10 protein-coding genes are annotated in these 14,645 nt (G+C 44.0%); 6 read left to right on the top strand and 4 right to left on the bottom strand.

The window, feature by feature from the left end; all coding sequences use genetic code 11:
• Nucleotides 1–76 precede the first annotated feature (76 nt).
• The 5 genes from rpsK to carA all read left to right on the top strand — a co-directional run bounded on the left by rpsK (nt 77) and on the right by carA (nt 4,350).
• Nucleotides 77–472, top strand: coding sequence for a 30S ribosomal protein S11 (gene rpsK, locus ACYVE4_RS32920; protein ID WP_162388471.1), 396 nt, complete (start codon nt 77–79; stop codon nt 470–472).
• 77 nt (nt 473–549) lie between these two features.
• Nucleotides 550–1,155 carry a 30S ribosomal protein S4 gene (rpsD, locus tag ACYVE4_RS32925; protein ID WP_461044669.1) on the top strand — a complete coding sequence of 202 codons (606 nt, stop codon included), beginning with the start codon at nt 550–552 and terminating at the stop codon, nt 1,153–1,155.
• Nucleotides 1,156–1,294: 139 nt separating this feature from the next.
• A complete protein-coding gene (locus ACYVE4_RS32930; RefSeq protein ID WP_461044670.1) occupies nt 1,295–2,284 on the top strand; it encodes a DNA-directed RNA polymerase subunit alpha in 990 nt (329 codons plus the stop codon).
• A gap of 79 nt (nt 2,285–2,363) precedes the next feature.
• A complete protein-coding gene (gene rplQ / locus ACYVE4_RS32935; protein ID WP_461044671.1) occupies nt 2,364–3,164 on the top strand; it encodes a 50S ribosomal protein L17 in 801 nt (266 codons plus the stop codon).
• An 82-nt stretch (nt 3,165–3,246) separates the two neighbouring features.
• Nucleotides 3,247–4,350, top strand: coding sequence for a glutamine-hydrolyzing carbamoyl-phosphate synthase small subunit (gene carA / locus ACYVE4_RS32940; protein ID WP_461044672.1), 1,104 nt, complete (start codon nt 3,247–3,249; stop codon nt 4,348–4,350).
• A 32-nt stretch (nt 4,351–4,382) separates the two neighbouring features.
• Here the strand turns inward: carA and ACYVE4_RS32945 are convergent, their stop codons facing one another.
• The 4 genes from ACYVE4_RS32945 to ACYVE4_RS32960 all read right to left on the bottom strand — a co-directional run bounded on the left by ACYVE4_RS32945 (nt 4,383) and on the right by ACYVE4_RS32960 (nt 13,276).
• The gene (locus tag ACYVE4_RS32945) at nt 4,383–8,402 is read right to left on the bottom strand and encodes an AAA domain-containing protein (RefSeq protein WP_461044673.1); all 4,020 of its coding nucleotides are present in this window, start codon (nt 8,400–8,402) and stop codon (nt 4,383–4,385) included.
• A gap of 75 nt (nt 8,403–8,477) precedes the next feature.
• Complete coding sequence (locus tag ACYVE4_RS32950) at nt 8,478–9,674, bottom strand: PepSY-associated TM helix domain-containing protein (RefSeq protein ID WP_461044674.1); 1,197 nt, start codon at nt 9,672–9,674, stop codon at nt 8,478–8,480.
• Nucleotides 9,675–9,681: 7 nt separating this feature from the next.
• On the bottom strand, nt 9,682–12,060 hold the full coding sequence (locus tag ACYVE4_RS32955; RefSeq protein WP_461044675.1) for a TonB-dependent siderophore receptor: 2,379 nt from the start codon (nt 12,058–12,060) through the stop codon (nt 9,682–9,684).
• Nucleotides 12,061–12,211: 151 nt separating this feature from the next.
• Nucleotides 12,212–13,276, bottom strand: coding sequence for a TerC/Alx family metal homeostasis membrane protein (locus ACYVE4_RS32960; protein ID WP_461044676.1), 1,065 nt, complete (start codon nt 13,274–13,276; stop codon nt 12,212–12,214).
• Between the two features lie 144 nt (nt 13,277–13,420).
• Here ACYVE4_RS32960 and ACYVE4_RS32965 point away from each other — a divergent pair, with 144 nt between their 5' ends.
• On the top strand, nt 13,421–14,161 hold the full coding sequence (locus tag ACYVE4_RS32965; protein WP_461044677.1) for a glycosyltransferase family 2 protein: 741 nt from the start codon (nt 13,421–13,423) through the stop codon (nt 14,159–14,161).
• Nucleotides 14,162–14,645 lie beyond the last annotated feature (484 nt).

Genomic DNA, 14,645 nt, shown 5'->3' on the forward strand with positions numbered 1-14,645 from the left:
ACGAAGCATTTGTGGTCATTTAGTCTAAATGGCAAGTAATGCAAACCGGTGACACATTGACGATTACCTACAAACAATGGCTCAGGCAAAACGCAAAGACAAAGCGAAAAAGCGGGTAGTAGTTGTTGAATCAGTTGGCCAGGTACATATCCGGGCTACGTTCAACAATATTATCATCTCGATCACCAACATGAATGGTCAGGTTATTTCCTGGGCTTCTGCTGGTAAAATGGGCTTCCGCGGCTCAAAGAAAAATACACCTTACGCTGCTCAGACTGCCGCTCAAAACTGTGCTGCAGTTGCTCACGATCTGGGTATGCGCAAAGCTGAAGTTTTCGTAAAAGGACCAGGTTCAGGACGTGAATCTGCTATCCGTACGATTCAAAACTCGGGTATCGAAGTAACGACTATCCGGGATATTACCCCGCTGCCACACAATGGATGTCGGCCGCCAAAACGTCGTCGCGTATAATACGGATGGCATGAATAGGGGCAGGTGACATTTAGTTGTATCTGTCCAATGTTTCACAATTATTCATTCATTGAAGAATGGCACGTTACGTAGGGCCAAAAGCCAAAATTTCGCGTAAGTTCGGCGAACCTGTGATGGGTCCGAGCAAAGCGCTCCAGAAGAAAAATTACGGACCGGGTATGCACGGTCGGGGCCGCAAACGGAAACAGTCTGAATATGCGCTCCAATTAACTGAAAAGCAGAAAGTTAAATACACCTATGGTATTCTGGAACGTCAGTTCCGGGCCCTTTTCCACCGCGCACAGGTTCGGGAAGGTATTACCGGTGAAAACCTGCTTAAACTTTGCGAAGCTCGATTAGATAACACGGTTTATCGTCTGGGTATCGCTTCTTCTCGTCGGGCTGCTCGTCAGCTGGTATCTCACAAACACATTGTAGTTGATGGCGAGGTAGTAAACATTCCTTCTTATTCGCTAAAACCTGGTCAGTTGATCAGTGTTCGTGAGAAGTCGAAGTCACTCGAAGCGATTACGGCAAGTGTGGCTGCTCGCAATGTAAAGCGTTACAACTGGGTTGAATGGGATGCGCAACAATTAACGGGTAAATTCATTAGCTACCCAGAGCGCGATCAGATCCCTGAAAACTTCAATGAGCAGGCCATCGTCGAATTGTATTCGAAGTAATAAATGGTTTACGGTTTTTGGCTTTTGGTTGGATAACACAGTTCAATTTCGTAATCCCACCGCAAACAATAAACCGAAAACTAATAACTTATTTAGTCTTCACGCCAAGGCAGAGAACTGCTGTTAAATACGAAAACGTATGTCAATATTAGCGTTCCAAATGCCCGACAAAGTCGTAGTGGAGAAAGCTGACGACTTTCACGGGGCGTTTGAATTCAAACCCCTTGAAAAAGGATACGGTGTAACAATCGGCAATGCGCTTCGTCGTATTTTGCTGTCATCGCTGGAAGGATACGCCATTACAAGCGTAAAATTCCCCGGTGTGTTGCACGAGTTTTCTTCGATCGAGGGCGTTGTTGAAGATGTTACCGAAATTATCCTGAACCTAAAAATGGTTCGGTTTAAGAAAATTTCGGACATGGTTGACAACAAAATTACGGTCAACATTAAGAAGCAATCAGTCCTAAAGGCTGGTGATATATCTAAATTCTCTCCATCATTCGAGGTGTTAAACCCCGAACTCGAAATCTGCCATATCGACGATACGCGGGATTTTGAGATGGAAATTTTTGTAGAGAAAGGTCGTGGTTATGTACCGGCTGATGAGCCACGGGCAAACGAGCTTCCTTTTGGACATATCCCCATCGACGCTATCTATACGCCGATTAAGAATGTAAAATACGGTGTTGATAATACTCGTGTTGAGCAGAAAACGGATTATGAGCGTCTGTTGCTTGATATCGAAACGGATGGTTCGGTTCACCCCGAAATCGCTCTGCAAGAAGCGGCTAAGATTCTAATTCAGCACTTTATGCTGTTCTCGGATCAAACCATGACGTTTGAAACGGCGAAACCAGAAGAGGAAAACGTAGTAGACGAAGAAGTACTGCACATGCGCAAACTTCTTAAAACGTCGCTTGCTGACCTCGACCTGTCAGTACGTGCTTACAACTGCTTAAAATCGGCAGATGTGCGTACGCTTGGTGATCTGGTCCGGTTAGAGATTTCGGATATGATGAAGTTCCGCAACTTCGGTAAGAAGTCGCTGACAGAGCTTGAGCAATTAGTTGCTGAGAAAAACCTGACGTTCGGTATGGATGTCGCTAAGTACAGATTAGACGAAGATTAAGATTTGTGTTGGGCATAGGACTCGGGGCATAGGGACAACCACCTAAGCCCCATTCCCCAAGCCCTGAGCCAAAATAACAATGAGACACGGTAAAAAAGATAATCACTTAGGTCGTACGCATTCGCACCGCGAAGCGATGCTGCAGAACCTGGCTTCGTCGCTAATCATGCATAAGCGCATTGAAACGACGGTTGCTAAAGCAAAGGAACTCCGCAAGTTTGTAGAGCCAATCCTGACGCGGGCAAAAGACGATACGTACCAAAATCGTCGGGTTGTGTTTCAATCGCTGCACAACAAAGAAACCATCAAAGAATTATTCGGTACGGTAGCTGACAAAATTGCCAGCCGTCCAGGTGGTTATACTCGGATTATTAAATTAGGTAATCGTTTGGGTGACAACGCCGAAACCTGCCTGATTGAATTAGTCGATTTCAACGAATTGCTGATTGCTGCTGTTGCGGAAAAAGCAGCTGCAACAACAAAAACTCGTCGGAGTCGTCGAGGTACGGGTGCTCGCCAGGCAAATGCCGCAACAACTGAAACCCCTTCTGCTGAAGTTGTTGAAGAAGCTACTCCTGCTGTTGAAGCCGAAGAAGCTCCAGCAGCTAGCGCTGAAGGTTCTGATGATCTGACCAAGATTGAAGGAATCGGTCCGAAGATCGCAGAGTTGCTCAACAACGCAGGGATTACTACCTTTGCACAGTTGGCCGATGCGCAGGACGAAACCGTTCAACAAGTATTGGTTGATGCAGGTCCTCGGTTCAATGTACACGATGCAACAACCTGGAATGAACAAGCAGCTCTGGCCCGCGATGGCAAATGGGATGAACTTGCTGAGTTACAGGATCGTTTAAAAGGTGGTAAAGAAGCAACGGAATAGTGACTAACACACATGTCATATAGAAATGGGTTAACCGTCATGGTTAGCCCTTTTTTTTAGTCTTTCAAGCCAAAACGAATAGATGAAACATACAAAGCAACCTGAAGCATTATTGGTTTTACAGGACGGAACGGTTTATCGAGGTCTGGCACTCGGTAAAATTGGTACAGCCGCAGGAGAAATCTGCTTTAACACCGGGATGACCGGCTATCAGGAAATCTACACTGACCCTTCCTATTATGGCCAGGTAATCATTAACACAACCTCACACATCGGTAATTACGGGGTTCTGAACAATGCAGAGCAAGAGTCGAATAGTGTCAAAATTCGGGGAATGGTCTGTAATTTCTTTTCAAATATCCACTCGCGCTATACAGCTGATGGCTCGTTGCAGGATTATTTTGAAAAGGCAAATATTGTCGGCATTCACGGTGTCGATACGCGGCAATTAGTGCGATATATCCGATCAAAGGGCGTGATGAATTGTATCATTTCGTCTGAGATTCTAGATCCTGCCGCGTTGCTGGTTGAATTAAATAAAGTGCCTGACATGGCCGGACTGGAGCTTTCTTCTGAGGTATCTACTAAAGAGTCCTACGAACAAGGTGATCCAGAATCTGACTTGCGAGTAGCCGTGTTGGATTTAGGTGTAAAGCGGAGCATTATTAGCAACTTCAATCAACGCGGAGTATTCTGTAAAGTATTTCCAGCTCGGACTTCACATGCTGAATTAGATGCCTGGAAACCAAACGGCTACTTTATTGCGAACGGTCCTGGCGATCCAGCTGCTATGCCGTATGCCGTTGAAACAGTTACACAGGCATTAGAAACGGACAAACCGTTATTTGGTATCTGTTTAGGTCATCAGATTCTATCCTTGGCAAGCGGAATTTCGACCTATAAAATGCATAACGGTCACCGTGGACTAAACCACCCGGTTAAAAACCTGATCACGGGCCATTGTGAGGTGACGTCGCAGAACCACGGTTTTGCGGTAAAAGCTGACGAAGTGATGGATCACGCAAACGTCGAATTGACGCATATTAACCTCAACGATAAAACTATTGAGGGGATTCGTCGGAAAGACAAACCTGCTTTTTCGGTTCAATATCACCCCGAATCATCACCAGGTCCGCACGACTCACACTATCTGTTCGATCAGTTCATACAGATGATGAAAGAATAAAACGAAAGCCTGAGTTATCTCAGGCTTTCGTTTTATTCGTCATTTTTTCGCCAAAATTCTCGGCTCCAGATTCGCTCAAATGACCAATGGCGAGAGTTTAATGCAATAGGAAGATAAGCATGCGCCTGTTTCTGCGTTTGAGCATAATACGCATCATCATCTGTCAGAATAAGCGATTCGTATGTCTCGCCAGATTTAACGGTTAAATCAGCGAATGGGAGTTCAGGACGCCAAGTCGGATGCTGAGCCGATAATTTATCTTTTAATAAAGCGCTCGACGGTAAAACCGGATGTTGATGTGGTGTTGGCTGGAATTGATTTTGTGCTACGTTAAGAGCATAGCTTAAATAGGCTTTCAGAAGTTTTGGGCCTTGATTAGCCACTTCTGAAACAGCCAATTGTTCAGGCCACAAGCTTGTAACCACATAGACACGCTCACGTGCCCGTGTAATGGCAACATTCAGGCGATTTTCTCCACCTCGCGCATTCAGGCTCCCAAATTGGGAAGAAATGCGTCCACGTTCGTCGGGCGCATATCCTATTGAGAAAATAATGATGTCGCGTTCGTCGCCTTGCACGTTTTCGATATTTTTGACAAATAAGCCATTGGGTAATTTGACCGTATCGTCTTCTGGCCGTAGGTTTTCAGCGATACTACTTTCCAGCATATCCTGAATTAATTGCTGCTGCGGGTAGTTGAATGTAACGATACCAATCGAATGGCCCGGCATTTCAGTCGACAATTGATCGAGAAGCTCCAGAATGGCTTCAGCCTCCGCGGTATTGGTATTCTGACGCCAAGTACCTTTTACGTTTAAATAACGAATAGCCGGTTCGTGTCGATTGATGTCGTCAAAATGTGGAAGCAGCGACAGTTTACCCTCATAGAAATACTCGTTGGAGAATGTAATCAAATCGAGCGAATGACTGCGATAGTGTTCGGTCAACGACAATTGAGGCAATTGCTGCGAGGCCAGTTCAAGTAGCGACTCTACTTCCAGGGCTATTGGCGTTTCTTCTTCCTGATCTGAATCATCCATACGCGTTCGATACAGATCACTCGGACGAAGTTGTTGATTATCGCCCGTTACGACAACTTGTTTACCTCGAGCCATTGCAGGAACTCCATTTTCTGCAAAGCACTGCGAAGCCTCATCAAAAATGACCAGATCAAATAAATCATCGCGCAGTGGAAACATAGCCGACACAGATTCGGGCGAAGCTAACCAACAGGGAACTAGCTTAAATACCTCATCTGCAAATGATTCCATCAACTTCCGAACTGGCCAGATATTTCGCTTCTTTGTCGTTTGATGTAGCAAATCCCGATACGTTACGACATTATTTAGTCGATTCAGCAGAAGGTTTCGGTATGTCTGTTCGCGCAGTTTAACTAATAGAATATCGCGACTAAGCGTTTGCTTCCGGCTAACACTCTCTTGTAACGTCTGTTCCCACTGCCCCATTTTCAAGGACGAAACACTACGCAGTTGCGGGTAAATGTTTTCGATATGATCAAGCCAGGCTTGCCGTAGACTCGTTTGAAATACGGCTACCCATGTTGCTGAATCACGATCCTTAAGTCGATCAATAACGACTTTTTCATCTTCCGAAAAACCTTCGTGTAATCGATCTGACTCAATCATCAAATCAAAATCTCTACGGAGAATACGTCGAAATTCATTGGCTGCGGCATCGTTGTTCCAGCTTTTTGTAAGTTGATTGGCTGTTAAATACGTCAGGCTGAAATCTTGTTGCTGCGACACGGAAGCTGCCAGCGTCAGGATTGATTTTATCGTTTCAGTAAATTGCTGGTGCGTTTTCCAGGCAGATTCGGGCAGGTCTTGCAGAGATTCGAGCGAACCCAATCTTTCTATAAAATGCTGCGCCCGACGTAATAATTGTAAGCTAGCCGGGGCTTCTATAATCGATAATTCTGCCAGCAATGGGGTAGCCTCATAACGTATAGCTTCCAGTCGGATTCGCTTATCGACTTGTTGAGCTAATTTTTGTAAATCGGTTTCCGATAGTGTTAATCCGTTTGCCGAAACTACGGTTTGCAATTGGCTTTTTCCGGCGTTGGTTAGTTGCCACCAGTTCCAACTTATCCATGATGCTCGGGCAACTAACGCATCCGCTAACAGTGCTTTAAATTCGCGCAAGTCGGTTGTGGATAATGATTGCTCAGGGCCGGGAGTAGCTAGTGTCTCATTCCAAGCACTAGCTAATTGATCAAATCTTGCTTCGTCGATTGTTAATGCTGGATGGCTGGGAGATGCTCGCAACTGTTGAATTACATCCCAAAGAACTGTAGCATCCTGTACTTCAAGTAATGTGAGAAGCGCCGTTAAATCCCAGTCATGAGATTGCCAATCAGTTAGTTGGCTAAGCGAGAGAGTATGGCCTAATAGCTGTATCGTTTGCTCATTCGCCTGATTACGAAGGCCTTGCCATTGTACAATTGTTTGGTCTGCTTTCCCTAAATCAGCATTAGTAAATGAAGCAAAACTCACACGCTCGGCCCATATATGATCACGGCCTAATCGCTGTTGGTAAGCCGCGAAATCCGTAAGCTGTCGAATAAAGTTATCCACATTATCGAAGTGAAACTGTGGATAACTATCATTCATGTGGATATTATCGATAGACGGATCGATAGTCAGGTAAAGCTCTTTCGCTGAAACGCCACAAATACTAGTATCAAAAAGTGCGTCTTTAAACCCCTGTAACTCAGTAACCGTCTCATCAATTCGACGGCTTTCTACATCGAAATCACGCTCTAACAAGACTGCATTCAGACTATTATTTTGCTGCCGATACGTATCGACCTGATTGATCTGACTCGCAATCTGAGTATATAATGATCGGCGGTCGTCTTGAAAATCGTGAATTAAGGCCAGAAACGGACCCATTCCCACCTTTTCCAAACGTTCCTGTACCACATCAAGCGCAGCCCGTTTCTGGCAAACCAGCAATACCCGTTTTCCAGATGCAGCCGCATCAGCCATAAGATTCGCAATCAATTGTGATTTACCCGTACCAGGCGGCCCCTGTACCACCAACGACTGGCCAGCCTTCACCGCCCGCACAGCCGCTTCCTGCGACGCATCCATAGGCAACGGCGTGTGGATAGATTTTTCGGGTAAAGGGCGGAGAGCAGAGGGCATTAGGTTTTGGGCAGAGAGCTTTGGACCAGTTGAGGCAAATAAGTCTTGATCCTCTAGTTCACTAAATTCGGTATCTTGCTCCATTCCCTCTGCCCTCTGCCCTTTTTCCTCTGCCTGAGCTATTAGCTTATCATAATCAGGAACCAGAAATGAACCGGCTTGCGGGAAGATGCCTAATACGGCCTCTGGATATAATTTCAACTCACCAGTGCGTTCGAGTTGGGCGAGATCTTTGGTTGTTTGCTTATTAAAAAAGAGAAGCTTGTCGCCGAATAAATCCTGATTGAAATTGAGCTCAAGCGGTGTCGTTTTTAGCCATTCGTAAAGTTGTGTGCGGAATACGAGCGGATCACGGTCGAATTCATCCATCGTTTTTTCAACGACTTCATCGGGCAATTTTACCTGATTAAATTGACCGTACGCTAGCGCTAGCGTTGGATTTAAAAACGCTAATTCATCTCCTCTACGCGAAATTTTCCAGAATTTACCTTGTTGCTCAATCTGTACCGGAAAAAACAGCAACGGCCCATGAACAACCGTTTCATCCAGAAATTTGCCTTTTACAAACGGCCAGCCGACATATAAATCCTCCGTACCGCGCTCATCTTCAATAAATCGGGCTGTGCGATCAATACGCCGGAGTTTTCGGCTGACTTCGTTGCTGCGCTCCTGTCGAGGATCAATTACTTCACATAGTGGAATCGATTGCTTACGCGCAATCAAGTCAGAAATAATACTGAACGATGGCTTATTCAGCAAGAAATCGGTTTCGTGCAGATCTAGAAATTGGCTGGCAGGCAAATTCGTCAGCAATAACGATCGATTCCGGCTGCTAAGATTGGTTAATCGACGACGATACGTGCGTAGGACGTTTACAGATAACATGGGTGGAATCTACGATTCTATACCCAATAAAACGAAATCGCCCGGTGCAATCTTACTTATGTACTATGTGCTTAGCTATTGAACTTTCGAAACAGCGTCTACTTCCTTATCAAACTTTTTGCGAATAGTTTTTGAAGAACGAGGAACCGCTTTTTTTGATTTTTTCTTCCGTCGCCCCCACCAAATAATAAACCCAGTTACGGGTAAACTGGCGCAAACGAGGCTGGCAAAAAAAGCCAAAATTTTTCCGGGTAAACTCAATATCGCTCCTGTATGAATGTCGTAGTTCATTCGGCGGAGTTTATCACCGAAATTGGCTTTCGCATACGTACCAGCGTAAGGCCCATCGCCAGGGATTTCCTTCAACGTATTCTGATCAAAGGTGTAATAATCAAGTTTATGATATGTGCCGGGTATATAGTTTATGTATGCAAAAAAAGATTCAGAAGCCTTTTCAGGGCATGAGATATAAATGCCTGCTGTTTGTGGCTTGTTCACGGATAGCTTCTGCCAAACTACATCAATTGGATGCGTAAAACGCCGAGCAACTGTTGTATCTGACAAAGGAATTTGAAATTCAGGCGCTGTTTTCCCACCTGTGGTTACCCAGTAAACCGAATTCGCAAACCATTGAACGCCAAATATCATACCCGTCAAAGCCAGAATCAGGGCAAAAACTAAGGCGTAAAAACCAGGGACGTTATGCAGATCGTAGTTCACGCGACGCCATTGAGCTTTCCACTTAACCTTAAAACTCTTATCTCGATTGGCTTTTTTGAGATTTTTGGGCCACCAAAGTACAAGCCCGGTAATGAGCATGACGGTAAATACTAATGTACCATACGCTACCACCGGCTGACCGATTGATTCAGGGAGCCACAAGTAATAATGCCCGTGCAGAATGAAGTGAAAAAAGTCGGTTTCCTCGTCCTTTACATGCAGAATTTTTCCCGAATAGGGATTCATATAGACCTGATAGTAATAATCAGGAGCGGCACCGTAGAATGCGACAATCGCACTCCGTCCTGGATCGCCGTAGGTAACTGATTTCGCAGGTTTCCCTTTTATTTCTTTCTCGGCAATAGCCTGTAATTGAGAAGGCGGAAGTAGAGGTCTGCGCTCGGCTTCCGTAAATTGATAAGGACGCAGTAGAATTTTAATTTCCTGCTCAAAGGCTAAAACACAGCCTGTAATTGCTACGACAAACACCAATAGCCCGGACATCAGTCCGAGCCATAAGTGTAGTTTACCAATCAGTTTTTTTACCATCATTATCAAGCTAGAAACTATAGCCTAAACTTAATCGGAAATTACGCGGAGCTTCATTCTGCCAGTAATAGGCTTTACTCCAGGCATAATACGCACCTGAATAGATATAGGCGTCGAATAAATTATTTACGTTCAGCGCTATGTTAAAGCGATCACCCTGCCACGAAATGGCCCCGTCGGCCCGGAAAGCATTCGGCAAGGTTGGGTTTTTATCAACGGCGTCAGAGAACCAGCCAAATCGGTCAAGCTGCCACTGATAGCCTAGCGAAAATCCTAAGCCTTGTACAGCACCCTGACGAATGCGGTATGATAACCAGGCATTTGTTACATGTTTGCTGAAACCTGGAACGGGTAAACCTACATTCTCCGATTTCGTGTCTTTGGTAATTTTCGAATCCGTGTAAGCGTAGTTGGCTGTCATGTTCAAGCCAGGAAGCAGTTCGCCACGCAAATCCACTTCAACACCGCTCGTTTGGGTTTGCCCTAATTGAATAGAAAAATTCGGGTTCGTTGGGTCAGTAGTTAGTACGTTATTTTTCGTGATTTGGTAAGCCGAAATGGTTGTATTCCAGCGACCATTAGCCCAATCTTTTTTCAGACCGATTTCGGTATTGTTACCCGTTATCGGCTTAAACGCATTGCCCAGTCGGTCAGCGCCAGCCTGCGGTACGAAGGCTTGGTCGTAAAGGGCATAGACCGACGTCTGTTTGTTCAGCGAAACACTTGCACCTACACGAGGAGTAAACTTAGTTTCGTCGGTACCTGAGCCATACTGACTATCACGCGTTGACGTAACACGGCCCGCTAATGTTAATCGGAGCCGATCCTGCCAGAAGCGAAGCTCGTCCTGAACGTAAATGCCGCTATACGACTGACTTTGTACATTCGAACCAGCCCGATTACGCAAACTTGCCGAACGGTCGAATTTAGGTAGCAGGTTCGTAGGGAGGTAATAATTCGGATTGTAGCCATTAAAGACATAGTCCTTGTCATAAAGCGGGAAACTCTGCCCCCAATCAGCTACATAATTTTTGGTACCTAAATCCAGACCAGCCAGAATTCGGTGCGTTACTGAACCTGTCGTTGCATCGCCGTTCACGAACACCTGGGCAAATTTCCCTTCTGTATCCGCATCCCAGATACCGATGTTTCGGTAAATATCGCCGTTCGCTTTTGCCGAATCGGCCCACATCGAACTACCTACTTGTGTCGCGTTGAAATAAGCGAGCTGTCCAGTCAGTTTCCAGTTCGATGACAGTTGATGTTCCAGAATCAGGAAAGAACTATGGTCATGAATGGTTGTCGGGTCGAGATTGGCCGATGATAGAGATATATTGCGTGGGAAAGCAGCAAAGCTTGTCCCAAACACATAAGCCGAACCCATAACCGACATCTGCGAATATTGATACGTATATTCAGCCGTGATCGACGTTTTATCGCTCAGTTTATATTTCAGAACCGGAGCAATAGTATACCGATTGTTATATTCGAAATCGCGGAACGAGCCTTTCGATTGACCCATTACATTCAGACGATATAATAAACTACCATCCTGATTCAGTTTTCCATCCAGATCTAACGTAGCGCGGTATGTATCAAAGCTACCCGTTGTTAGGTTGAAAGCGCCTTTTGTAATACCCGTCGGTTTTTTGGTAACTACGTTGTAAAAACCACTCGGTTCGCCATTCGCCATCATGAAGCTAGCTGGCCCTTTCACAAACTCAATCCGCTCTACCATCGACATATCTTCCGATAACGGCCCCCAGGTCGATTGAACGTTCATGCCATTACGAAACGGTGCTACACGTGATCCACGCATATTCAGACGTGCGTAGTTATCCCAGTGTTCCTGCCGTGTTACACCACTTACGTTACGCGAAACGCCTTCCAGCATGTCAAAAATCTGCTGATCAGCAATCAATTGACGGTTAATTACCTGAACATTCTGCGGCAGTTCAATCAGCGGAGTTTTCACGCGTAGGCTGTAGGAAGGCACATCAGTCTTATAGGAGTTTTTCCCTTCAACCGTAACTTCTTCCAGTGCCTGAGTAGTTTCAGCTAATGTCAAATCGGTCAGACGTGTAGTTTCACCAGCCGCTACGTTAACCGTTTGGCGAAGGCGGATATGTCCAATACGACTGATAATAATTGTTTGCGCTCCAACAGGAACATTATTCAGCGTGAATTCGCCCTGATCATTGGTAACAGCTCCCAAACGGCTATTGGGTAGGCGGACGGTTGCCTGAGGCAACGCTTGTGCGTCAGAGGCAACGATACGTCCGGAAATTGCTCCGGTTGACTGTGCTCGAATCACAGTACTTATAAAAAAGCTTCCCAAAAATAGGATGGCTGACAAGTAGTCTGAAAAGGTAAATTTTCGTACGTGCATTATTATTTAGACTAATTCTAATAACAAAGGTAGAATGTAGATGATATATGCTATCTTTATCCATTAAAAATTTATGCAAATACTTCGTATAGTTAAAAAATAAGCCTCTAGCGACATCACTAAAGGCTTATTAGGTATAACTTCAATAAAATTATATCGTCTCTTCCTTTTTTTCAGGGATGATCCAAGACGCTAACACGCTTATTGCCAGGATGGCAACAATAATGTAAAGTGAATAAACGGGTTTAAAACCATACTCCGCTAGCCAATGTTCAGTTAGCATTTTCACGCCAATAAAGGTCAAAAGCACAGCTAGGCCAACTTTCAGGAAGCGGAATTTTCCCATTATACTCGATAGAAAGAAGAACATCGAACGCAAACCCATAATGGCAAATACGTTCGAGAAAAAGACGATATAAGGATCTTTCGTTATGGAAAAAATAGCCGGAATAGAGTCGACCGCAAAAACAAGATCAGTGAATGCTACGACGATAACGATAATAAACAGGGGCGTAACAAATAGTTTATTATCCGATTTTCGACGGACGAAGAAATTATCAGTTACGTTACGTTGATAAATATTGAGGTATTTGCTGGCAAATCGTACGACAGGGTGCTTAGCCGGTTCAATTTTCTCGTCTTCTTCTTTCTGGAAAAAGAGTTGGAATCCAGTATACACCAGGAACAAACCGAATAGATATAGAATCCATTCAAAGCGCTGAATCAACGCTGAACCGACAAAGATGAAGATAAAGCGAAGTATGATGGCACCTAAAATGCCCCACACCAACACCTTCTTATAATAGCGCTCTTTTACACCAAACGAACTGAAAATCAGGATAAAAACAAATATATTGTCGGCAGATAATGAATACTCAACTAAGTAGCCTGTAATATATTCCAGCGCCATGTTATCCTGGAATTTTGCTAAACTGGCCGCAAAATTGTTAGGAATCAGGTCGACATGTTCAGCATAGCGCTTACTTACCTCCTGAAGTCGAGCAAATGTGTCGATGCCATGGACTAAGTAACCGAAGTTTTTAAGAAAGAAATAGAATATAACTGATAAGGCAACCCAAATGGCGCTCCAAATGGCAGCCTCTTTAAATTCGACAACGTGACTCTGGCGTTTTGAAAATACGCCCAGATCCATTGCCATGATTAAAAGAACAAAAGCGGCAAACGCAAGGAAAAATACAGTTTCGCTGGAAAACATAAGTGAAAAATAGGCAGGCAAATAACGTCCTGATTCAGAAGTACTATCACATAAACAACAAATCTACACTCAATATGGCTAAGGAACGGGTACTACTTAGCAAAATTATTGGTAGAGTAATATTCACCTCTTAATTTTGCCCCCATGTTCAATAACAAAAAAGTAGTTGTGGTGATGCCAGCCTACCGGGCAGCACTGACTCTGGAGCGTACTTACCGCGAAATCCCTCTCGACTTAGTTGATGACGTTATCTTAGTTGATGATGCCAGCCCCGACAACACTGTTGAGGTTGCCCGCAATCTGGGAATTCGGCATGTCATTCGCCACGACAAGAATAAGGGCTATGGAGGCAATCAAAAAACCTGCTATGCGAAGGCGATTGAGTTAGGTGCCGACATTGTCATAATGGTTCACCCTGATTATCAGTATACTCCGTTGCTTATTCCGGCTATGGCCAGCATTATTGGTAATGACCTCTACCCTGTGGTCTTTGCTTCCCGAATTTTAGGAAAAGGGGCGCTAAAGGGAGGGATGCCAATGTATAAGTATATTGCCAACCGTTTTCTAACGTTTTCGCAAAACCTGTTGATGAATCAGAAATTATCGGAATATCATACAGGATATCGAGCCTTTTCGGGCGAAGTACTTCGAAGTCTGAATTTTACCCACAATTCCGACGATTTTATTTTCGATAACGAAATGATCGCCCAGATTTTCTATAAGGGCTACGAAATCGGCGAAGTAACCTGCCCCACCAAGTACTTTGATGAAGCTTCTTCGATCAACTTCCGACGTAGCTCTATCTATGGGTTGGGCGTTCTTAGAACTTCTTTGCTTTATTTCTTTACAAAACTTGGAATTGCTAACTGGAAAGTCCTTAAGTAACCTACAGTTAATAAAGTACTTTTGAGGTATATTTTACAGAGCCTGTTCGTTGAGTTAGCTAACTCAACGAACAGGCTCTGTTGATTAAGGCACTAAAATCACAAGTTGTTGGGTCTTTCTTGAATTAATAGCCTACTAATAGTATCAATAAAGCTGATCGTTGTTCCTGATAAGCGTTTCTGATTAATTCACGAACTTATATTAATTGGTTATCTATCAACATTAAAAAGATTTTATACTATTATTAATTATATATTTCATTAAAAATATGTATTTTGTTTCTATATTATATAGATAGAAAGGATTATTTAAGGGATTATTTCTAATAGAAATTTATTATAAATATCCATATAATGGTTTTTAGGTGATTTCAGACGTAAAATAGGTGATTTCAGACATTTTTACTATCAAATATCTTGCGCAGGTTCGCTCGTAGATATACATTTAGGCAATACATATACATTTAAAACGAAAAATTCTCCAT

The organism is Spirosoma harenae (assembly GCF_054776975.1).

Coding starts and splice junctions, on each gene's coding strand:
- rplQ (WP_461044671.1), top strand. CDS start 2,364: ATGAGACACGGTAAAAAAGATAATCACTTAGGTCGTACGCATTCGCAC.
- ACYVE4_RS32965 (WP_461044677.1), top strand. CDS start 13,421: ATGTTCAATAACAAAAAAGTAGTTGTGGTGATGCCAGCCTACCGGGCA.
- ACYVE4_RS32945 (WP_461044673.1), bottom strand. CDS start 8,402: ATGTTATCTGTAAACGTCCTACGCACGTATCGTCGTCGATTAACCAAT.
- rpsK (WP_162388471.1), top strand. CDS start 77: ATGGCTCAGGCAAAACGCAAAGACAAAGCGAAAAAGCGGGTAGTAGTT.
- carA (WP_461044672.1), top strand. CDS start 3,247: ATGAAACATACAAAGCAACCTGAAGCATTATTGGTTTTACAGGACGGA.
- ACYVE4_RS32960 (WP_461044676.1), bottom strand. CDS start 13,276: ATGTTTTCCAGCGAAACTGTATTTTTCCTTGCGTTTGCCGCTTTTGTT.
- rpsD (WP_461044669.1), top strand. CDS start 550: ATGGCACGTTACGTAGGGCCAAAAGCCAAAATTTCGCGTAAGTTCGGC.
- ACYVE4_RS32930 (WP_461044670.1), top strand. CDS start 1,295: ATGTCAATATTAGCGTTCCAAATGCCCGACAAAGTCGTAGTGGAGAAA.
- ACYVE4_RS32955 (WP_461044675.1), bottom strand. CDS start 12,060: ATGCACGTACGAAAATTTACCTTTTCAGACTACTTGTCAGCCATCCTA.
- ACYVE4_RS32950 (WP_461044674.1), bottom strand. CDS start 9,674: ATGATGGTAAAAAAACTGATTGGTAAACTACACTTATGGCTCGGACTG.